This is a genomic window from Bacillus sp. N6, assembly GCF_052805735.1.
The window spans coordinates 3589951-3611548 of sequence record NZ_CM127843.1 but is presented as its reverse complement, the minus strand read 5'-3'; the positions used below and the strand labels follow the sequence as shown (position 1 = coordinate 3611548).

Annotated in this window: 23 protein-coding genes; 17 read left to right on the top strand and 6 right to left on the bottom strand. The window is 35.8% G+C overall.

Translation table 11 applies throughout. From position 1 onward, the window contains the following. Positions 1-20 precede the first annotated feature (20 nt). The gene (locus tag ACUXVC_RS18505) at positions 21-620 is read right to left on the bottom strand and encodes a histidine kinase (RefSeq protein WP_089171618.1); all 600 of its coding nucleotides are present in this window, start codon (positions 618-620) and stop codon (positions 21-23) included. A 169-nt stretch (positions 621-789) separates the two neighbouring features. On the opposite strand from ACUXVC_RS18505, the gene ACUXVC_RS18500 reads away from it, so the two are divergent. From ACUXVC_RS18500 to ACUXVC_RS18490, 3 genes are all read left to right on the top strand, one after another. Then, positions 790-1365, top strand: coding sequence for an ABC transporter permease (locus tag ACUXVC_RS18500; RefSeq protein ID WP_065229209.1), 576 nt, complete (start codon positions 790-792; stop codon positions 1363-1365). Between the two features lie 90 nt (positions 1366-1455). Then, on the top strand, positions 1456-2367 hold the full coding sequence (locus tag ACUXVC_RS18495; RefSeq protein ID WP_141240996.1) for an ABC transporter ATP-binding protein: 912 nt from the start codon (positions 1456-1458) through the stop codon (positions 2365-2367). Further along, on the top strand, positions 2360-3304 hold the full coding sequence (locus ACUXVC_RS18490) for an ABC transporter permease (protein WP_071731656.1): 945 nt from the start codon (positions 2360-2362) through the stop codon (positions 3302-3304). Before ACUXVC_RS18495 ends, ACUXVC_RS18490 begins: the two co-directional genes overlap by 8 nt. A 47-nt stretch (positions 3305-3351) precedes the next feature. Here ACUXVC_RS18490 and ACUXVC_RS18485 read toward each other — a convergent pair whose 3' ends face one another. Together ACUXVC_RS18485 and ACUXVC_RS18480 are read right to left on the bottom strand one after the other, a co-directional pair. After that, complete coding sequence (locus ACUXVC_RS18485; protein ID WP_000253676.1) at positions 3352-4497, bottom strand: M20 peptidase aminoacylase family protein; 1146 nt, start codon at positions 4495-4497, stop codon at positions 3352-3354. A gap of 132 nt (positions 4498-4629) precedes the next feature. Next, complete coding sequence (locus tag ACUXVC_RS18480) at positions 4630-5538, bottom strand: EamA family transporter (protein WP_000947044.1); 909 nt, start codon at positions 5536-5538, stop codon at positions 4630-4632. Between the two features lie 322 nt (positions 5539-5860). Between ACUXVC_RS18480 and ACUXVC_RS18475 the strand changes: the two genes are divergently transcribed. From ACUXVC_RS18475 to ACUXVC_RS18465, 3 genes are all read left to right on the top strand, one after another. After that, complete coding sequence (locus tag ACUXVC_RS18475) at positions 5861-6010, top strand: peptidase T (RefSeq protein WP_446025814.1); 150 nt, start codon at positions 5861-5863, stop codon at positions 6008-6010. A gap of 16 nt (positions 6011-6026) precedes the next feature. Next, entirely contained in the window at positions 6027-6734 is a 708-nt protein-coding gene (gene ccdA / locus ACUXVC_RS18470) for a cytochrome c-type biogenesis protein CcdA (protein WP_001152676.1), read from the top strand. Positions 6735-6824: 90 nt separating this feature from the next. Continuing rightward, the gene (locus ACUXVC_RS18465) at positions 6825-7331 is read left to right on the top strand and encodes a CcdC family protein (RefSeq protein ID WP_001028640.1); all 507 of its coding nucleotides are present in this window, start codon (positions 6825-6827) and stop codon (positions 7329-7331) included. A 70-nt stretch (positions 7332-7401) separates the two neighbouring features. Here the strand turns inward: ACUXVC_RS18465 and ACUXVC_RS18460 are convergent, their stop codons facing one another. Together ACUXVC_RS18460 and ACUXVC_RS18455 are read right to left on the bottom strand one after the other, a co-directional pair. Continuing rightward, positions 7402-7833, bottom strand: coding sequence for a DUF2621 domain-containing protein (locus ACUXVC_RS18460; RefSeq protein ID WP_000889378.1), 432 nt, complete (start codon positions 7831-7833; stop codon positions 7402-7404). A gap of 103 nt (positions 7834-7936) precedes the next feature. After that, the gene (locus tag ACUXVC_RS18455) at positions 7937-8233 is read right to left on the bottom strand and encodes a hypothetical protein (RefSeq protein WP_000262400.1); all 297 of its coding nucleotides are present in this window, start codon (positions 8231-8233) and stop codon (positions 7937-7939) included. A 245-nt stretch (positions 8234-8478) separates the two neighbouring features. Between ACUXVC_RS18455 and ACUXVC_RS18450 the strand changes: the two genes are divergently transcribed. Together ACUXVC_RS18450 and ACUXVC_RS18445 are read left to right on the top strand one after the other, a co-directional pair. Beyond that, on the top strand, positions 8479-9066 hold the full coding sequence (locus ACUXVC_RS18450) for an AAA family ATPase (RefSeq protein ID WP_072941421.1): 588 nt from the start codon (positions 8479-8481) through the stop codon (positions 9064-9066). After that, positions 9063-9635, top strand: a complete 573-nt coding sequence (locus tag ACUXVC_RS18445; protein WP_071714697.1) for a DJ-1/PfpI family protein — start codon at positions 9063-9065, stop codon at positions 9633-9635. The genes ACUXVC_RS18450 and ACUXVC_RS18445 overlap by 4 nt, the downstream gene beginning before the upstream one ends. A gap of 13 nt (positions 9636-9648) precedes the next feature. On the opposite strand, the gene ACUXVC_RS18440 is transcribed toward ACUXVC_RS18445, so the two are convergent. Further along, a complete protein-coding gene (locus ACUXVC_RS18440; RefSeq protein WP_446025813.1) occupies positions 9649-10596 on the bottom strand; it encodes a class I SAM-dependent methyltransferase in 948 nt (315 codons plus the stop codon). Between the two features lie 195 nt (positions 10597-10791). On the opposite strand from ACUXVC_RS18440, the gene hutP reads away from it, so the two are divergent. The 9 genes from hutP (at position 10792) to ACUXVC_RS18395 (ending at position 21425) form a co-directional block, all read left to right on the top strand. Continuing rightward, entirely contained in the window at positions 10792-11232 is a 441-nt protein-coding gene (gene hutP, locus ACUXVC_RS18435) for a hut operon transcriptional regulator HutP (protein ID WP_000926516.1), read from the top strand. A 103-nt stretch (positions 11233-11335) separates the two neighbouring features. Further along, complete coding sequence (hutH, locus tag ACUXVC_RS18430) at positions 11336-12853, top strand: histidine ammonia-lyase (RefSeq protein ID WP_095690367.1); 1518 nt, start codon at positions 11336-11338, stop codon at positions 12851-12853. A 23-nt stretch (positions 12854-12876) separates the two neighbouring features. Further along, on the top strand, positions 12877-14535 hold the full coding sequence (gene hutU / locus ACUXVC_RS18425; protein WP_071731651.1) for a urocanate hydratase: 1659 nt from the start codon (positions 12877-12879) through the stop codon (positions 14533-14535). Positions 14536-14547: 12 nt separating this feature from the next. Next, positions 14548-15819, top strand: a complete 1272-nt coding sequence (hutI, locus tag ACUXVC_RS18420) for an imidazolonepropionase (protein WP_053563815.1) — start codon at positions 14548-14550, stop codon at positions 15817-15819. After that, complete coding sequence (gene hutG / locus ACUXVC_RS18415) at positions 15798-16769, top strand: formimidoylglutamase (protein ID WP_016512447.1); 972 nt, start codon at positions 15798-15800, stop codon at positions 16767-16769. The genes hutI and hutG overlap by 22 nt, the downstream gene beginning before the upstream one ends. A gap of 261 nt (positions 16770-17030) precedes the next feature. After that, positions 17031-17492, top strand: coding sequence for a CarD family transcriptional regulator (locus ACUXVC_RS18410; protein WP_014482101.1), 462 nt, complete (start codon positions 17031-17033; stop codon positions 17490-17492). A gap of 563 nt (positions 17493-18055) precedes the next feature. Then, positions 18056-19183 carry an alkene reductase gene (locus tag ACUXVC_RS18405; RefSeq protein WP_098976300.1) on the top strand — a complete coding sequence of 376 codons (1128 nt, stop codon included), beginning with the start codon at positions 18056-18058 and terminating at the stop codon, positions 19181-19183. A 67-nt stretch (positions 19184-19250) separates the two neighbouring features. Beyond that, positions 19251-20825 (top strand): FMN-binding glutamate synthase family protein, encoded by a 1575-nt coding sequence (locus ACUXVC_RS18400; RefSeq protein WP_098976301.1) that lies wholly within the window; start codon positions 19251-19253, stop codon positions 20823-20825. 111 nt (positions 20826-20936) lie between these two features. Then, the gene (locus tag ACUXVC_RS18395; protein WP_043936438.1) at positions 20937-21425 is read left to right on the top strand and encodes a cytochrome c biogenesis protein CcdC; all 489 of its coding nucleotides are present in this window, start codon (positions 20937-20939) and stop codon (positions 21423-21425) included. The last annotated feature ends 173 nt before the right edge of the window (positions 21426-21598 follow it).

The window sequence follows — 21598 nt, the reverse complement described above, 5'->3', positions numbered from 1 at the left end:
ACTTAAGTTGCATTTCCGCTTTATTGTTCTTTTTTTAGCTCGATACTAAATAGATAAACGTGTTCATTTTCTTTTAAGAGTAGATCAATACCTGTTTCTTCATCAATGGTAGGAATGCTTACAGTTTTTTTACTGCTTTGGATTACAGCAGCTAAGGTTGTTTTTTGATTGTATTTTAAATTTTTTATAGATTGGATTGTAGTAGTTGCAGAGCTATTTACGCTTGGTGGCGCTTCTTCAGGAACAAGTGTTGAACCACCTTCAATATTCAGATACCACTGCCTTTTTTCTTGTATATCTTTATCGAATTGGAAATGTGGCGGTAAAAAAGAAAGCTTTACTTTCTTTTTTGAAAAATGTGAGGTAGCTATATTAGCAATTTCTTTTGTTTTTTTACCATTGTTATAATAATCAATTGTAGCATTTATTTCATCTTTATCATTTTTAAGAGTAACGTTATAAAATATGCTATTTCCTTCTTGAAAAGGAGTCATTTGTAAAATAGAAGCTTGCTCTTTTGTTAATTTGTATGGCTCAACAATGGCAACTTCATTGTTTTTTATTTGGCTACAACTTGTGAGTAATAATAAACACAAGATTGATAGTAATTTTATACGCATGCAATCTCCTCCTTTTTACAATTATATTCTAAATGTGATTTTTTATCATTTCGTTTTATAGGACTAAAGACTTAGAAGAAATTCCGATTGTAGTGCGATGTTTAAAATGTCATATTTTTATACACTAGTAGTATAGAATGCGTATGTAATAAGGTAGGGGAAGAATTTTATGTCTTTATGTCGGTTAGCGAGAAAAAATATTAGAACATTTGCTACCAAAAGGATGAAGCAATTTATGTGGATTGCTATGAGTACTATGATTTTGTTTTTTATGATATCGTTACAATTTAATGAAGGAGCTATTTTGAAAGTAGGGGATGCATTTGTATTTCAAATGTATTTTTACACACTGTTTATTGTACTAATTTTCATATGTATTTTTACTACATATAAAATGATGTACTCCCTTTTGCTAGTGAGGAGAGAGGAGTTTACATCTTATGTAGCAGAAAATATAAAAAGAAAAGAAGTACTATGTTTATTATGTCAGGAGCAATTATTCATTTATGGAGCAGCGTTTGTTTTTGGATTAGTTAATGGGATGTTATTTTTAAAATTATTTACGGTTATCTTTATGAAAATCGCAGGGATACAAGGAGTAAATAGTGCGCCAATTACAATATATGCAGTTGTAATTATTAGTGTAATTATGATGACTGTCGTTTTAATATCGATGATGCAATGTTATCGATTTGTTCGAAGTTTAAAAGATGAAAATTCGTTGCGGTTTAAAGAAAGGGCATGAGAAATCATGCTTTTTTCTATTTTACACGTAAAAATAATCATGTTACAGTGAAAAGACCTGACAAAGAATGGGAAGGAAAGGTTGTATAGAATGACAAATGAACAATCAATTGTAAAAGTCGATCGGTTAACGAAGCGAATCGGCTCAAAGACACTTGTACAAAATATTAGTTTTGAAGTGAAAAAAGGCGAGGTTGTCGGTTTACTCGGACCAAACGGTGCTGGAAAAACGACTTTAATGAGAATGATGGTTGGTATGATCCGTATGACAGAAGGTGAAGTATGGATTGATGGTCAATCTGTGAAACAGCAATTTGAAAAAACCGCTGCGAAAATTGGGGCGGTAATTGAGACACCCGAATTTTATCCTTTTTTGAGCGGGTATGAAAATTTAACATATTTCGGACGAATGAATGGTAATGTGACCGAAGAGCGTATCGATGAAGTAGTGAAATTGTTAGGAATGGGACAAGTAATTAATCGTAAAGTAAAGGCATATTCACTCGGCATGAGACAACGTTTAGGAATCGCTCAGGCGCTTATTCACGATCCGGATGTGTTGGTACTAGATGAACCGACGAATGGATTAGACCCTAGTGGAATACATGAAATGAGAATGTACATAAAAAAAATTGCACACGAACAAGGGAAAGCTGTACTTGTATCGAGTCACTTACTTTCAGAAGTTGAATTAATGTGTGACAGAGTTATCATTATTCAGCACGGGGAATATGTGGCTACGCAAAATATTCAGCATAGTCAAAGTGAAGAGATGGAGACGATCCGTATACGTGTAGATGATGCGAATAAAGCAGCGGAAATGTTAGGGCATGATGTTATAGTAAAGGATAATGAATTAATTATTAACGTAAAAGATGAAGAAATCCCAAATGTTATTCGTACATTGCTTGAGAAAAATATTCAAGTGTATCGTGTATATGAAGAAAGAAAAACGTTAGAAGAGCAATTTTTAGAATTAACAGGGGGAAAAGATATTGTTTAATTTAGTATATAACGAACTGTATAAAATATTTAAGCGGAAGCGAACGATTATTCCATTTGCGGTTATTGCAGTATTAATAATCGGATTAGGGTGGGTTACGGTAAAGTATTTTGAACCGGAAACAAAAGGATGGAAAGTAGATTATACAGAACGTACTGTAGAAATTGAGAAAAAGCTTGGCATGAAAAAAGAAGCTATTTTAGCAGAAAAATCAGGGGATGAGCTTGTAAAAGAATACCAGCTTAAGATGAAGCATTTAGATACAGATACAGCACCGGCAAGCAGTTCTCCACTTTCTTTCATGAGAGATACAGGTTTTATCGTATTTCCAATTTTGCTCCCATTTATCCTCGTGTATGCAAGTACAATTTTTGCGAATGAATATAGCTGGGGAACATATAAATTTTTAACGATACGACCAGCGAGTCGCTTTAAAATTTTAACAGCAAAATTTTTAGCAATCGTTATATTTGCAGCTTTATTATTTATATTTAATATGTTCTTCTCTGCTTTATATGGACTTGTTATTTATAAATTCCAACAGCCTGCATGGAGTGAGTTTATTTTCCAAGATGGAAATATAATAAAACAAAACATTTTTGTAGAAGCAAGTAAATATTATGTTTTATCGTGGTTACCAACGGTTGTGTACGCATCATTTGCATTTATGATTTCTGTGTTAACGAGATCTAGTGGAGGTGCAATTGGTATTTCACTATTCCTTGCTTTATCAGGCAATATTGCGTTATTAGCAGCCACTAGATATAACTGGGCGAAATATTTATTGCCAGCAAACACAGATTTATATAGTATTTCAAAGAATGGAAGTTTTATTGATGGAGTAACATTCCCGTTTGCATCATGTATGTTGCTACTTTATTTGTTCGTATTTTTATGTATTTCATATACTGTGTTTTTAAAACGTGATTTAACTTAATAAGAAAAGCCGTTCAGGGTGCTGAGATGCACTTTGAACGGCTTTTTTTATGAGAATTGTTTAAGTGCTCTTTCGGCTAGTAAAGCAAAGTATTCTGCACTTATAGGCAGTGCCTCTTCATTAATTGTAAAAGCAGGATGATGCCATTCATGTGTACCGCTCGTTCCCATAAAGACAAATGAACCTGGTATTTCCTGTTGGTAAAATGAGAAATCTTCTCCAGCCATTGACGGACTAGGCGAGATGATATTAAGATTCATCTTTGTGGCAACTTGAGTAGATAAGTCTGTAAGAGCTTTATCGTTGTGAACAGCAGGAGGACCTGAATAAAAACGGAATTTCGTTTTTACACCTAATGCATCAGATACACCTTTAATAATACGCTCCATGAGTGCTGGAATCTTTTCACGTGTTTCAGCTTGGAACGTGCGAATCGTTCCTTCTAACGTAGCTTTTTCAGGAATCACGTTCCACGTATTTCCTGCATGAATATTTGTAACACTAACAACCGCATTATGAGATGAACTTATATTTCGGCTTACAATTGTTTGCAGTGCCATCACAATTTGAGAGGATGCGACAATAGGATCTACGCCAGCATCTGGTACAGCCGCGTGTGTACCAACTCCGTGAATTTCAATTTCAAATCGATCAACTCCAGCCATCAGTGGACCATCTTTAATGCCAATTGTACCTACTGGTAAATCAGGTTTATTATGCATGCCGAAAATCGCTTGCACATTACGTAAATGTCCAGCATCAATAACTTTGCAAGCGCCATTACTACTTTCTTCAGCTGGTTGGAATATGAAGCGAACCGTTCCATTTAGGGAAGATTCTCTTTCTTTTAATAAGAAAGCAGTACCTAAAATAGCAGCTGTATGAAAATCGTGTCCACAAGCATGCATTTTCCCTCGTACTTTAGATGCATAGGACAAATGTGTTTCTTCTTGAATAGGAAGGGCATCAATATCAGCACGAACTGCTACAATTGGTCCGTTTTTATTACCAGACACTTCAGCGATAATTCCTGTTTCTAAATTGGAATCAATGATAGTAATATTTTTTTCTTCTAACCAATTTTTTATTGCTTTTGTTGTTTCGAACTCTTCATATGATAGTTCTGGATACTCATGTAAATGTCGACGGATGGAAATAAGTTTTTCTTTTAGTTGATTTGAAATAGATACCATGTAGTATGCCTTCTTTCTTCAGCAAAATAGTTATCATAAGTATACAACAATAAAAGAGAGGATTCTCAAATGAAAATCCTCTCTCGTTTATCCCATAAAAGCCCGATTGGTTCAACTAATTAAAGTTTCACTTTATGCTGCGACTTTTTTATGCGTAGGATGTTTACGATAACGTCCACGCATTGCGTATGCAATTTGCGGGATTGCAATCCCAATTAATATAAGTGATACACCGAACCATTGTGAAGATAGTACAGCCTCTTTTAAAACGAATACGGACATAATTGTTGTAACTGGTAGTTCCGCTGCACCAAGAATAGTCGCTAAGCCAGAACCGATTTTTGGAATCCCGATTGTAAAGGCAATAGATGGAATGACGATACTAAATGTTCCTAATCCTAAACCGTATTTCCAAAGACCTTGAGAAATGGCACCATTAAAAATAAATGTTGGTGGGAATACAATCATGACTAAAGTTAAAGCACCAGTCATTAAGAGAACACCGCGCGGTAATGAAGGTACTTCAACAGCAACTTTTCCGCTCACGAAAATGTATGTTGCGAATGTAACAGCAGATAATAAACCTAAAATGATTCCAGTCGTATCGAAAGCACCTGCTGATTGTTCTAGTAAACCACTTGATAAAAATGTCCCTACAAGTAAGAAAATAACAGAAATAACTTTTTCTCTTGAAGGTAATGTTTTTGTTGCGACTGCTTCAATGATAATTCCGACCCAAACGAATTGGAATAAAAGAATAATTGCAATAGAAGCTGGTACAGTTTTTAATGAGGCATAATAAAAAATTCCGGTAAAACTTGCAGATGTTCCTGCAACGAATAAAAGTAATGCTTGCTTTAAAGGAACGCGATGTCTAGAAAATAGAAGTGTAATAGCAAGCAAAATAATCCAACCGAACAAATATTGGCTGCCAATTACCTCTCCAAGTGAAAATCCTTCTGCATATGCAAGCTTAACAAAAATAGCTAAAATTCCATAACTACACGCTCCTAATAAAACTAAAAGAGAATAACGAAGCATGAAAAATTCCTCCCATCTATATGAAGTTGTTCCGTATCGAAAATATATAACTAGAGGGAAGTATACAAAATTAGAAATAAAGGGTCAAATGAAAGAAAAGTATGACATTTTATAGAATAATAATAAAAGTATGATATTTATGCATAATCTTGAAATTATTAATAGTAGAAGTATTATAAAATCAACTTTGCATTGTATAGAGACAGCATTTGAAAAAAATATTTTTTAAACAAATATGTAAATAGGCGTACTAGTAGCGTGCTAATTATTTGAGAAACTATGTTACCTTTGTTATGTTAATAACAATTAAAGGAGTTTCATAATGCATTTGAGTTTTTTCTATATAATAGAAGGAAATGAAAACGTTTTATTAGAAACTGTGAGGAAATATGTTTTTTTTTATTGCCACGTTGTAAAAGTGATTTCACGAATTGTTCATAGTATTTTTATGTGTTTTTGTTACAATATTTAGGGAGAGGAGTGGAATGATGCAAGATATTAGTATTTTTTTAGCGTTTGGCGCCGGGTTCTTATCATTTATTTCCCCATGTTGCTTACCGCTTTATCCGGCATTTTTATCGTACATAACAGGTATGTCGGTTTCTGAATTGAAAGAAGAAAATGCAATGCTTCGCAAAAGAAGTATGATACATACAGCGTTTTTCTTACTTGGATTTTCAATTATATTTATTGCAATTGGATTTGGTACAAGTTTTATTGGAGGAATCTTTACTGACTATAAAGATTTAATCAGACAGTTAGGTGGTATCTTTATCATCGTGTTCGGTTTAATTATTGTCGGGGTGTTTAAGCCGAAATTTTTAATGCAAGACCGTAAATTTACATTTAAAAATCGTCCAAGTGGCTATTTTGGATCAGTACTAATTGGATTAGCCTTTGCAGCAGGGTGGACGCCATGTACCGGACCAATTCTAGTGTCCGTAATTGGATTAGCAGCAACAAACCCAGAATCAGCAATGATTTACATGATTGCTTACATACTTGGATTTGCTATCCCGTTTTTCGTACTGTCATTTTTTATTACGAAAATGTCTTGGATTAAAAGAAATAGTATGGCCTTCATGAAAGTCGGAGGATACATTATGATTGTTATGGGTGTCTTCCTATACTTTAACTGGATGACGAAAATTATCGTATATTTCTCAAGTTTATTTGGTGGTTTTACCGGTTTTTAGTATTATTCTGCGAAAATGTTGGAAATACTAACGGAAAAGCATATAATGAAAGTATATTTTGCATATAGCCACAAAAAAGGATGAGAAAATATGAACATAGTTGTTTTATCCAGTATCGTTGCTGTTTGTATGGCTGTCGGTGCGATGTTTATTCGTTTAAAAGCAGCTAAGAAACCTGCAACATTGAAAAAAATTATACTTCCGCCATTTTTTATGAGTACGGGCGCATTGATGTATGTTTTTCCTGAATTTCGATTAACTCCAGCAGAAATGTTAGAAGCGATTGGTGTCGGTTTGATTTTCTCTATTTTTCTTATTAAAACATCTAAATTTGAAATTAGAGGACAAGAGATTTATTTGAAGCGTTCAAAAGCCTTTGTTTTTATATTAATTGGATTACTTGTCGTGCGGATTGTATTTAAAACATACTTAAGCCAATCTCTTGATTTAGGACAACTTAGTGGCATGTTCTTCTTACTTGCGTTTGCGATGATTGTGTCATGGAGAATTGCAATGTATCGTTCCTTTACGAAATTACAGAAGGAAATGGAAAAAGAAGATGGTTTTTATAATGAAAAAGATATGAAGCTAACTTAAAAACTGTATATGTACTAAATAAAAAGACAGCGTTAAAGGCGCTGTCTTTTTTATCGAAAATAATATGGAGTTACTTTGCGAGTAAAGATTGATAGTTAGAATAATCAATCTTTTTTTCTTGTAGTTTTTTAATTAAAAATTTATGATCACGCTTTGGTGTGGCAATGATATATCCTTTAATAATTAAGTCTTGTGTAATTCGAGAGGCATTTTCTTGTAATGCAAGTTCCCCGATTTTTCCAGCGATCTTTGATTTTGCAACATCGCGAAATAGTTCTGGAACAGGACTTACAAGCTCTTCTAACAATTGTTTTTGTTCGTCAGCCCATAAATGTCTCGTTTTATTTATGTAGTGTTCTTCCCAATCCAAAATGGACATGCCGTCTTCTTTTGGTAATCGTTTTAAAAATTTTCTGAACATAAAGTATCCACCGATAGACATAAGCCCTAATAAAATAACCGTCCATAATACAATGAACCAACTGAACCATCCTTCGAGCAAGCATATCCCCCCTTAATGATAGCGGTTTTCTTTTATTCATATTATATACAGTGAGATTCATAGAAAGCAAGAACGCTTGGTCATTTTGACCAAGCGTTATAGTTTAAACGAAGTATAGTTGTTCAACACATAAATTATTATTATCGTCTTCAACATACTCAATAATAAGTGTGCCAACTTTACGATCTTTATCTTCAGTTGTGAAAATAGAGTAAGAAGTAAAACGTGTTTTTGATAGGCCGCTTATATGTGTAGGTAAAGAAATGTAGTCGTTATCGCGGAAGAATTCCATCAGTTCAATATCCTCAAATTCTTTTCGGTCAACTTGTTTGTTTGTATAGCGGCGTTGAAGTTGTTTTAAAGACTCATTCCAAGAAATTGCTTTTGTGTCGTATACCATTGTTCTATCTCCTTACTGTATGTAATCATTAAGAACATACGTTCTAATCTAGTATACTCTTTTTATTCGAAAAGGGAAAGCAAAAAATAATGTAAGCTTGGATTTCCAAGCTTACATTATTGATGCGTCCGTCATAATCTCTATTTTTTATTATAAGTTAGATAGGAATAAGAAACAAGATGATATATATAATGTTGAGAGTTTTAAAAATTCTGTATATTATAGGTGTACTAAAGTGTAAGGGAATGAGAGGTATGGTATACGTAATTTCACTGCAAGGGCCGATGGCTAGCGGAAAAACAACATTGGCTAAAAGGTTAGAGAGATGTGGGCTTTCGGTTATATATGAAAATCCTTATCCAATTGTAGAAAAGCGAAAGCAATTAAATTTGGATATGAATTCAAAAGAAGGGTTTATCATAAATCAAAAAATGTTTATCGAAGCAAAAATTAAGGAGTTTCAAAATGTGAAAGGTTCAGTCGTAATTTTTGATCGCGGACCAGAAGACATTGAGTTTTTTACACTCTTTTATCCAACGATTATAGGGGAAGAGTGGGATATAGAAGCTGAATTGAAAGGTGAATTATATAAATTAAGAGAATGTCGTTCAGATGCCATTTTTTATTTAGATGTGACGAAAAAGAATGTATATGATAGAAAAAATAACGATAGGACAAGAAAACGAAGTACATTTGAGGAGCAATTTAAATTAGTAGAAACGGAAAAAGATTGGTATAAACAATTTCCTGTAACTTATTTGGATACGAATAGATTAACAGTGGACGATCTAGAGGTATATTTTATGTACTGGTTAAAGGAGAGAGGGCTATGAAAAAAATACTTTTATTTGTATACCCAACATTTGCAGAGTTTGAAATAACAGTAGCAACGGCATTGCTGAAAACGAAGTATGAAATCATAACAGCGGGCTTAACAAAAGAATTGATTATAAGTGAAACTGGGTTGCAAGTACAGCCACATATAGAAGTAAGTAAAGTACGTGTAGATGAGTATGAGGGGATACTTATTCCAGGTGGAGAAGAAGTACAGTTGGAAGATGCAAAATCTCTTTTTTCAATCATTCGTCAATTTCATGAACAAGAAAAATTAGTGGCGGCAATTTGCGCTGGACCGTATGCGCTAGCAAAAGCGGGCTTATTTAAGGGAATTTCTTATACTGCGACTATAGATTATCAAAAGTTCGATTGTTTTCCAATAGAAAATTTCGTGTATAAAGAAGTTGTGCAACACTCAAATATCATTACAGCACAAGGGCATGCATTTGTACCATTCGGAATAGCAATTGCCTCTTATTTTGGAGTGGCAGACGAACATAATACCAATTTTTATGGTGGTAAAGGCAATGTAGTAATGGAAAAACTTTTACGAGAAAACGTGTAAAAGCTAGCAAATGCTAGCTTTTTTCTTTTTGACATCGATAAATTGCTAACGTTTTCGGATCGCGCCATATACTGTTATGAAGTGATAATTCATTTTCTACTTCTTCTTTTAGCCATTCCTTCATTTCCGCGTGAAGATATGTATTATCAGGTATATTTAGCGATGGAAACATGCTAGAAATATAGTTTACTATTGGAGTAGCATGATGAAAAACGAGCGCATTATGAATAACTGTTTCTTTAACAGTTGGAAAAACGGATTGTAATATCTCTTTACCGTTTTCTAAACAAAATGGAGTGACTGATGATGTTGTTTTCGGTAAATCAAATGCGTCTAACATGCGGTTACACATTTCAACTATACGAGGTAGTGTAACGCTAGAATTTGTTGTAGCTAAAAGTGAGCCGCCGGGACGAATTACTTTATGGAATCCTTGAATTGTTTTTTCAACATCTTTCATGTGATATAACATATGTCTTGCGATTATTAGGTCATAATAATTTGTTTTGAAAGGGAGTTTACTAGCATCCCCTCGTTTCCATTCTATTAAGTTATTCGTCTTAGCAGCTTCAGCAAGCATAGCTTCGGATTGATCCAACCCGGTTAATAGGCCTTTATGACCATTTGTTTGTAAAAGGGAAAGGAATTTTCCGCTAGCGCACCCAACCTCTAATATGCTTTCTTCCCCTTGAAGTTGTAAATGTTCAATAACGATTTCATCTAAATTCACTTGTTTTTCTTCGTAATGTTTATGCGTATCGATACGTGTTTGTAAATTGTTACTGACGCTATATTGCCTTTTTACATCATTCATTTTTTCATATTCCACTTTCGTACAAAATTGTTGGATCGCATGTGTTAATACATCCGTTTTCTTTAAACCTTCGTAATGGAGTGCAGCTTCAAACCTTGCAAGTAATTTTTCTTCAATTCGAAAATGAATATCTTTTCGCTTCGTCATTGAAATCTCGCCCCTTTGCATCTGTTAGTGAGACTATAGCATGCTTGGAAAAATTGTGTAAATAATTTGTGTACACAAATGGAGGGGATGAAAAAAATGTTTGAATGTGAGTTTAAACTATTGACGATTTAACCGTTTTCATATATTCTTAAATTAAGTAATATTCAAATAATTCAAAAGAAATGAGAGAGTCACATGCTTCTTCAAGGAACACATCGAATTGGTCGTATGGCCATGCTGTTGGCACTTGCGGATGAAAATGAAAGTCCTGTATTATCCATTCCAAAAGGTTGGAAGTATTGTACGGGGAAAGTGGGTTCGATGAATTCGCAAAAGGTTGTCGCAGCAATGGAAACAGCGGCTAAGAGCAACCAGGTTATTGAAACAGACGTTTACAGAGAAACACATGCACTTTATCATGCAATTATGGAAGCTTTGTACGGAGTGACGAGAGGTCAAATTCAGTTAGCAGACGTTCTTCGTACAGTAGGACTTCGGTTTGCGATTGTGCGCGGTACACCATACGACGGAAAAAAAGAAGGCGAATGGGTTGCTGTTGCGCTTTATGGAACGATTGGTGCACCTGTAAAAGGATCTGAGCATGAGGCGATTGGTTTAGGAATTAATCACATATGATTTGCCCATAGTCTATTAGTTAGAAGGGGGCCTTACTTTTTTAGGACAGAAGTCTGTCTTAAAAAGATAAGGTCCCCTTTTGCCTTTTTAAGGAGGAAAAATGATGATTACGTTAACAGGACATACATTGACAGTTGAAGAAATGAAGAGGTTATTACTTGAAGGAGAAGGTGTAACAGCTTGTCCAACTAGTATGCAAAAGGTAGCAGAATGCCGCGAAGTAGTTGAGAAAATCGTAGAAGACGGAAAAGTCGTTTACGGTATTACAACTGGATTTGGAAAATTTAGTGATGTGCTTATCCAAAAAGATGATGTGAAGGCACTTCAGCATAATTTAATTCAGTCACATGCATGTGGGATAGGCGATCCATTCCCAGAAGAAGTATCACGCGGTATGTTAATTTTACGAGCGAACACGATGCTTAAAGGAGTATCTGGTGTTAGACCGCTCGTTGTAAATATGCTTCTTGAGTTTGTAAACCGTAAGATTCACCCAGTCGTTCCGCAACAAGGTTCACTTGGTGCGAGTGGAGATTTGGCACCTTTATCTCATCTTGCGCTCGTATTATTAGGCGAAGGTGAAGTGTTCTATAAGGGGAAACGCGTTCATGCAATGGTTGCTCTTACAGAAGAAGGGCTTGAGCCAATTGAACTTGAAGCGAAAGAAGGTCTTGCATTAATTAATGGTACGCAGGCGATGACAGCGCAAGGAGTTCTTTCTTATATAGAAGCAGAAGCAACGGCGTATCAAGCTGAACTAATTGCTTCGATGACAATTGAAGGGTTACAAGGCATTATTGATGCATTTGATGAAAATGTTCATAAAGCACGTGGTTATAAAGAGCAAGTGGATGTAGCAAGCAGAATTCGTGACATTCTTCATGATAGTAAGTTAACAACAAAACAAGGAGAACTACGTGTACAGGATGCCTATTCACTTCGTTGTATCCCGCAAGTACACGGTGCTTCTTGGCAAGTTTTGAATTATGTGAAAGAAAAATTAGAAATTGAAATGAATGCCGCAACAGATAATCCGCTAATCTTTGATGGCGGGGAAAAAGTAATTTCAGGTGGTAACTTCCACGGTCAACCGATTGCGTTTGCGATGGACTTCTTAAAAGTAGGAATGGCGGAACTTGCAAATATTTCGGAGCGCCGTATTGAGCGCTTAGTAAACCCGCAATTAAATGATTTACCACCATTTTTAAGTCCAGAACCAGGACTACAGTCTGGTGCGATGATTATGCAGTATGCAGCAGCATCACTTGTTTCTGAAAATAAAACATTAGCACATCCAGCGAGTGTAGATTCAATCCCGTCGTCAGCTAACCAAGAAGATCACGTAAGTATGGGAACAATTGCTTCACGCCATGCACATCAAATTATTCAAAATGCAAGACGTGTTCTTTCAATTGAGATGATTTGTGCGATGCAAGCGGCAGAATATCGCGGGATTGAAAACATGAGTACAGTGACGAAGAGCTTCTACCATCAAGGGCGTCAGCAAGTACCATCTATTACAAATGATCGCATCTTCTCAACGGATATTGAAAATATTGCACATTGGTTAAAAACGAATTATTCGATAGAAGAAAGATTGGATGTAAACGCAGCACTATAAAACGAGAAAAGGGAGAGATTGAAATGGAAAAAGTAAAACAAACAATTCGTGCGCCAAGAGGTACTGAGTTACAAACGAAAGGGTGGGTTCAAGAGGCTGCACTTCGAATGTTAATGAACAATTTAGATCCTGAAGTTGCTGAAAAACCAGAAGAATTAGTTGTATATGGTGGAATTGGCCGTGCAGCTCGTAACTGGGAAAGCTATCAGGCGATTGTAGATTCATTAAAAACGTTGGAAAGTGATGAAACGTTACTTGTTCAATCAGGAAAACCAGTTGCAATTTTCAAATCACATGAAGATGCGCCTCGCGTACTGTTAGCGAACTCAAACTTAGTACCAAAATGGGCGAACTGGGATCACTTCCGTGAACTAGAGAAAAAAGGTCTTATGATGTACGGACAAATGACAGCAGGTAGCTGGATTTACATTGGAACACAAGGAATTTTACAAGGAACATATGAAACATTTGGCGAAGCAGCTCGTCAACATTTCGATGGTTCATTAAAAGGTACATTAACACTTACTGCTGGTTTAGGTGGTATGGGTGGTGCACAACCTCTTGCTGTAACGATGAATGGCGGTGTTGTCATTGCGATTGATGTAGATAAGCGTAGTATCGATCGTCGTATTGAAAAGAGATATTGTGATAAGTATACAGAATCATTAGAAGAAGCATTGGCTATTGCAAACGAGTATAAAGAGAAGAAAGAGCCTATTTCAATTGGATTATTAGGTAATGCAGCAGAAATTTTACCTGAGTTAGTAAATCGTAATATTATCCCTGACTTAGTTACGGATCAAACTTCAGCTCATGATCCATTAAACGGTTATATTCCAGTAGGTTATACGTTAGAAGAAGCAGCGAAACTTCGTGAAGAAGATCCAGAACGTTACGTACAATTATCAAAAGAAAGTATGACAAAACATGTAGAAGCAATGCTTGCAATGCAAGAAAAAGGCGCAATTACATTTGATTATGGAAATAACATTCGCCAAGTTGCTTTCGATGAAGGTTTGAAAAATGCTTTCGATTTCCCAGGATTCGTTCCAGCATTTATCCGTCCATTATTCTGTGAAGGAAAAGGACCGTTCCGCTGGGTAGCACTTTCTGGTGATCCAGAAGATATTTATAAAACAGACGAAGTAATTTTACGCGAGTTCGCTGATAATGAGCATTTATGTAACTGGATTCGTATGGCTCGTCAGCAAGTTGAATTCCAAGGTCTTCCATCACGTATTTGTTGGTTAGGTTACGGTGAGCGCGCGAAATTTGGTCGCATTATTAATGAAATGGTGGCAAATGGTGAATTATCAGCACCAATCGTAATTGGTCGTGACCATTTAGATTGCGGATCAGTAGCATCTCCAAACCGTGAAACAGAAGCGATGAAAGATGGTAGTGATGCAGTAGCAGACTGGCCAATTTTAAATGCATTAATTAACAGTGTAAACGGTGCAAGCTGGGTATCTGTTCACCACGGTGGCGGCGTTGGTATGGGTTATTCACTTCACGCTGGAATGGTTATCGTTGCAGATGGAACAGAAGCAGCAGCAAAACGTATTGAGCGCGTATTAACTTCTGACCCTGGTATGGGTGTTGTTCGTCACGTGGATGCTGGATATGACTTAGCTGTGGAAACTGCGAAAGAAAAAGGCGTTAACATTCCAATGATGAAATAAGGAGGAGAAAACATGCTGGACACTTTACTAATAAATATTGGTCAATTACTAACAATGGATCAAGAAGATGGCTTGTTAAGACGGGAAGCGATGAACACGCTTCCTGTTATCGAAAACGGTGCGGTTGGAATTGAAAACGATGTAATTACTTTCGTTGGAACAGCGGAAGAAGCGAAAGGATTACAAGCGAAAGAAGTTATTGATTGCGGCGGGAAAATGGTTTCTCCTGGTCTTGTTGACCCGCATACTCATCTTGTATTTGGTGGATCTCGTGAAAATGAAATCGCACTAAAATTACAAGGAGTTCCGTACTTAGAAATTTTAGAACAAGGCGGAGGCATTCTTTCGACTGTAAATGCAACGAAACAAGCATCGAAAGAAGAACTTGTTCAAAAAGCGAAATTCCATTTAGACCGTATGTTATCTTTCGGAGTTACAACTGTAGAAGCGAAGAGTGGTTACGGATTAGATGATGAGACGGAATGGAAACAATTAGAGGCAACTGCACAATTACAAAAAGAGCATCCGATCGATTTAGTTTCCACATTTTTAGGTGCTCATGCAGTTCCGAAAGAATATAAAGGTAGATCGAAAGAATTTTTACAATGGATGTTAGAACTACTACCAGAAATGAAAGAGAAGCAATTAGCGGAATTCGTTGATATTTTCTGTGAAACAGGTGTGTTCTCTGTCGAAGAGTCAAAAGAGTTTTTATTAAAAGCGAAAGAGCTTGGCTTTGATGTGAAAATTCATGCAGATGAAATCGACCCTCTTGGTGGTGCGGAAGCAGCGGCAGAAATCGGTGCAGCATCAGCAGACCATTTAGTTGGCGCTTCTGATAAAGGAATTGAAATGCTTGCAAACTCTAATACAGTAGCCACTTTATTACCAGGAACAACTTTCTATTTAAATAAAGAAAGTTTTGCTCGCGGTCGTAAAATGATTGATGAAGGTGTTGCAGTTGCGTTAGCTACAGACTTTAACCCAGGTAGCTGTCCAACTGAAAATATTCAGCTTATTATGAGCATTGCGATGCTAAAACTGAAAATGACACCAGAAGAAGTTTGGAATGCTGTAACGGTTAACTCATCATATGCCATTAACCGTGGTGATGTAGCTGGGAAAATTAGAGTTGGTCGTAAGGCAGATTTAGTTTTATGGGATGCTTACAATTATGCTTACGTACCGTATCATTACGGCGTAAGTCATGTGAATACAGTATGGAAGAATGGTAATATTGCATATACAAGAGGTGAACAATCGTGGAGCACGGCCACTATTTAAAGAAAAATGCAAAGTTTATTGATCGTGAAGTGACAAAATGGAGTGAGATGATTAAAGATTGGGAGGAAGGCGTAGAAATATTCGGTGCTGCTTTAATTGGAGCACCCCTTTCTAAACCATCTATTAGTCATTCAGGAGCAAGTTTTGCTCCAAAAACAATTCGTGCGATGTTAGATGCATACAGCACATATGCAATTACAGAAGAACACGATATGAAAGAAAGTGTCTTATATGATTGCGGCGATATTACGATGCATGTGACGGATATAAAAGAAAGTCATAACCGAATTGCGAAAACAGTTGGTCATGTAACGAAAGTAAATCCGAACATGATACCAATCGTTCTTGGTGGTGACCACTCGATTAGTTTTCCGAGTATAACAGGCTTTGCAAACAGTAAAGGAAAGGTCGGGATTATTCAATTTGATGCTCATCATGATTTACGTAATTTAGATGATGGAGGCCCGTCAAATGGTACACCATTCCGTAGTTTACTAGAAAATGATGTCATTACAGGGAAACAACTTGTTCAAATTGGAATTCGTAATTTTTCTAACGCACGTACGTACCATGAATATGCAATAGAGCATGGCGTAACAGTGTATACAATGAAAGACGTACGAGAGCGAGAAATAAAAGATATTATCACGGAAAGTATTGAAGTGTTAAGAAAACAAGGTGTGACTTCTATTTATATTTCTCTTGATATGGATGTACTAGACCAAGCGTTTGCACCAGGTTGTCCAGCAATTGGGCCAGGTGGAATGGATAGTACGACTTTACTAGATGCGATTGAATTCCTTGGTAAAGAACCGCTCGTTCAAGGGATGGATATAGTAGAGATTGATCCAACTCTTGATTTCAGGGATATGACGAGTAGAGTAGCAGCGCAAGTGATTATGAGTTTTCTTTTAGCGAGGGAAATAGTTAGTAAGCAGGTTAGTATATAGACGGAAAAGTAGATCTTTATCTATGCCTTATCAAAAACACATTACTACTCAAATGTAGTAATGTGTTTTTATGTTAAAAGAGAATGAATGTGGGTGCAACCGTTAATAAAATTGCGGGTTTTTATAGTGTGTTATGTAAATTTAATTTCTTGCTTTTGAAGTATTGACGTGTAAAATAATTTTATGATAAAATAAAAATTTTGCTAAAAAACTAAAAGTGTGTTAAGCTTGAGAAGGTTACCATATATGGAGGTGGATTATTTGTTTCAAATTGGCGATAACATTGTTTATCCAATGCAGGGAGCAGGTATAATTAAAGCCATAGAAGAGAAGGAAGTCTCAGGAGAAAAACAACAGTATTATGTTATAAAAATGTCGGCTAGTAATATGGAACTAATGATTCCAGCAGGGAGAATATTGAATTCGAATATACGACCAGTGACGGATATAACCGCATTAGCACACATAATGGATATTTTTCAACATGGGGAATCAGATAGATTACTTACGTGGAAACAAAGGTATAAATTGAACACTGATAAAATAAAGACGGGTAAAATGCAAGAAGGTGCTGAAGTCGTGCGCGATTTAATGCGTATACAGAAAGAAAAAGCACTTAATGCAAGCGAAAAGAAGATGTTAGATAACGCATATGAATTTTTGATTAGTGAACTGGGATTAATTGAAGGTATCACAGAAAATCAGATAAAAAGCTTTTGTTAAGGTTCATTACAAATAATGTATTATATCCCAAAAAAGATCTTGAATTTTTTGGGAACATAATTATAGAAAATTTATCATTTCAAAGACATTCAACTCTTTCAAACCACTTTTAGAGCATTACCTCTATTGTTATTACTACAATCAAATCCATTTTTATTTTTTAATTTCATTTATGAATGTTCGAAGTTTAATTGAATACTTCGATAAAATAGTTACTTGATTTTTGCAATCCTGATTCACACTGGCACGGACGAGGAGCCGTAAGGATGAAAGAGAGGTAGGGCTTTCATTGTTTTAGGTATATAAGTTATTATTTTTAGAAGAATACTGAACCATATTCACTTCTATTGATAAGGTATTTTTTATATTAAAGAGATAAACGAATTGACAGCCATATATGGTCAACAAAAAAGGTTTCCTTCTAAGGAAACCTTTTTAATATTATTTATAGTATTTTATTTTTTTGATATTCGAATTTTTTATTGTAAAGTCGTAAAAATTGACGTTACTATCTAAAAGTAAGTATGATGCGATTATAGTAAGATTTTTTAGGGGGAAGAAAAATGACAAGTTCAAGTAATAAAGCAGCGAATATTTATGAAGGAACAAATGTAAACGCTGGTGGATCTTTTGAAAACGTTGAAGAGACAAAGTTGTTTGATCCAATTCAAATTGGAGCTTGGTCTCTTCGTAATCGTATAGCGATGGCACCGATGACAAGATGCTTTGCAGATAATGAAACTGGAGTAGTTGGTGCTGATGTAGTGGAGTACTACAGAAAACGTGCTGCGGATGGAATTGGACTAATTATTACAGAAGGAATTGTCATTAGTCCGAGAGCAAAAGGAAACCCAGGAGTACCAGGTATTTATACACAAGAACAAATCGATTCTTGGAAACCTGTTACAGAGGCAGTACATAAAGAAGGCGGGACGATTATTGCTCAAATATGGCATGTTGGGCGTATGAGTCATCATGAAATAATTGGTGGTCAAATGCCACAAGCACCGTCGGCTATCGCTGCAGAGGGAAATGTTCCACGCTTTCGTAAACCGTTTGATACGCCAGAAGCAATGACGTTAGAAGAAATACAAAAAGTGATCGGTCAATACGCACAAGCTGCGAAAAATGCGATCGAAGCTGGATTTGATGGAGTAGAAATTCACGGTGCACACGGATATTTAATCGATCAATTTACGTATGAGTTTGCGAATAAGCGAACAGATAAATATGGCGGTAATTTAAAACAAAGGTTAACGTTTATGAAAGAAGTAACGTCGGCTGTAATAGAAGCTGTTGGAGCTAATAAAACACTTCTTCGCTTCTCTGCTTTCAAAGGCGATAATCCTACTTATATGTGGGAAAACCCTGAGCTTGCAATTGAAACGTTCGTAAATATGTTCAAAGAAGTTGGATTAACGATGATCCATCCTTCAACGATGAATTATACGCAAGAGATTGCTGACGGAAAGAATTTTCATCAACTAGTAAGAAAATATTGGGATGGTACGATTGTTGGGGTTGGTAATTTAAATCCGAAAGAGGCCGAAGAAGCGTTGCAAGAAGGAACAATTGATGTAGTGGCATTCGGCAGACCGTTAATTGCTAATCCAGACTTTGTTCATCGAATTAAACATGCTGAAAGTTTAGTTGAATATGACGCGAAAGAGCATCTTGCTACGTTAGTATGAATAAAGATAAAAGGAGAGCACACCGAGTGTTCTCCTTTTATTATGGGATTTCATAGGGGGAAGCGGGATGAGTGAAACGCTACTCGTTATTATTAGTATATTACTATTTTTAATGTTGCTTTTAATCATCTTTTTTATCATTACATTTTTTATAAAAAAACGAACACATCATTCTATTTTAAAGTTACATCCGTACTTAGGAAGAATGCGCTACTTACTGGAAAAGATAGGGCCTGAATTTCGACAATATTGGTTTGATCATGATACGGATGGAAAGCCTTTCTCACGTTATGATTTTCAAAGTGTTATGTTTTTAGCGAAATATCGCTCTGAAATACTTGGTTTTGGATCAAAACGAGATTTTGAAGCTTCTGGCTATTATATTGCTAATACATTATTTCCGATATTAACTGAGGAATTAAGTGTGAATCTTTCGCAAGAGCGGGAAGGTAAAAAGTACATGATTCATAAAGAAGGATTATTTTCAAGAAGAGAAAAATTGACAGCGGATACAACGAATCTTTGGCTGTACGAAGAAGATGATGCAATTATAGTCGGTGAAAACCGTAAATATCCGTGGAAACTACATGGCATGTTTGGAGCATCTGCGACTTCTTACGGCGCGATTGGAGAAAATTATATTTTAGCGAGTGGTTTTGGAGCAAAAATGGCAGGCGGATCGTGGATTAATACTGGTGAAGGTGGCGTTATTCCAGAACATTTACATACAGGAGCGAATATCGTTGCGCAAATTGGTCCAGGGTTATTTGGATACCGTGATGAGGACGGTAATTTTTCAATGGGAAAATTCATGGAGAAAGCGAAAGAAAGTAATATTAGAGCATTCGAATTGAAATTTGGGCAAGGTGCTAAAATACGTGGTGGTCATCTAGAGGGACAAAAAGTAAATGAGAAAATTGCTTTTGTTCGCAACGTCCGAAAGGGAGAGACGATTAATTCACCGAATCGATTTTCATTTTTAAAGAATGCAGTGGATACACTTTGTTTTATTCAACAGTTGCAAGAAAGCGGCGGTAAACCAGTTGGAATGAAAATTGTAATTGGTCAGCAGGAGCCTTTGGAAGATTTAATAAAAACAATGAAAGAACTAAATATTTACCCAGATTTTATTACAATAGACGGTTCAGAAGGCGGATCAGGGGCAACGTATAAATCGATGGCAGATTGTATGGGACTGCCGCTTATTCCAGCATTACTTACATTTATCGATACAGCAAACCATTATGGTGTCCGTAACAAGTTTAAAGTATTTGCATCGGGTAAATTAATCACACCAGATAAAGTGGCGATTGCTTTAGCGATTGGGGCGGATGCTGTAAGTTCAGCCCGCGGATTTATGATGGCAAGCGGCTGTATTATGGCCCTTCAATGTAATTCTGGCCAATGTCCATCTGGTGTAGCCACGACGAATCCGCATTATCAAAAAGCGTTAGATCCGTATGAGAAGAAGTGGCGAGTCATGAATTATATTATTAGTATGAGATATAGTTTATTTTCATTAGCAGCGGCAGCGGGAGTGAAGAGCCCGCGCCATTTAACTAGAGAGCATATTGTGTTTAAAGACGAGGTGGGGAGAGTAGTTCCTCTTTCGGAATTGTTTCCTATAGTAAATCAAACCTAAAAGTATATTTGATATGTAAGATTTTTTAAAGGAATAATCATATTTTTGGAAAAATTAGGAGTATAATAGGGAAGTATTTTTAAAAATGACTATTTTTAGGGAGAGATTCACTTGCAGCAAGGTTCTTACAGTATTACAATTTTTTTACTCGTCATAGGGCTCGTTATATTTAGACGCATGCGCTCTATGAATCGACCAATTAATAATAAAGGAAGACGACTACTATTGCCATTATTTTTCTTATTACCAGGTTTTTCTTTATATGCTGCACCGATACAACTTGCTGATTGGCAAATTGGTATAGCTGCTGGGATCGGACTGTTATTGTCAATTCCACTTATTATTTTAAGTGGGTATGAAGTCAGAGAAGATGGTCAAATTTATGCAAAAAAAAGTATCGCTTTTATTGCTACATTTTTAGTTATCGTTCTTTTACGTGCTTATTTTAGAAGACATTTACAAGGTTTAGATCCAAAGTCAATCGGCATTCTTTTCTATACTCTTGCGGTTTGTTATATAGTACCTTGGCGTATTGGATGCTATATGAAATTTCGTAAAGTATATGTAGAAAAAGCGAAAATTGAGACGTCAATAAGCTAAAAGTCATACATTTGTATGGCTTTTTCTTTTAAAATTTATCGGGTAAACGAATAAAAATAAGGTGTGAAAAAACACTGTTTAATTTTCTGAATGTTATTACTTTAATTTCTTAAAAAATCATTGTAATCCATTGGGATAAAGGCGTTTATAAAGGTTTTCACATGTAATGAAAA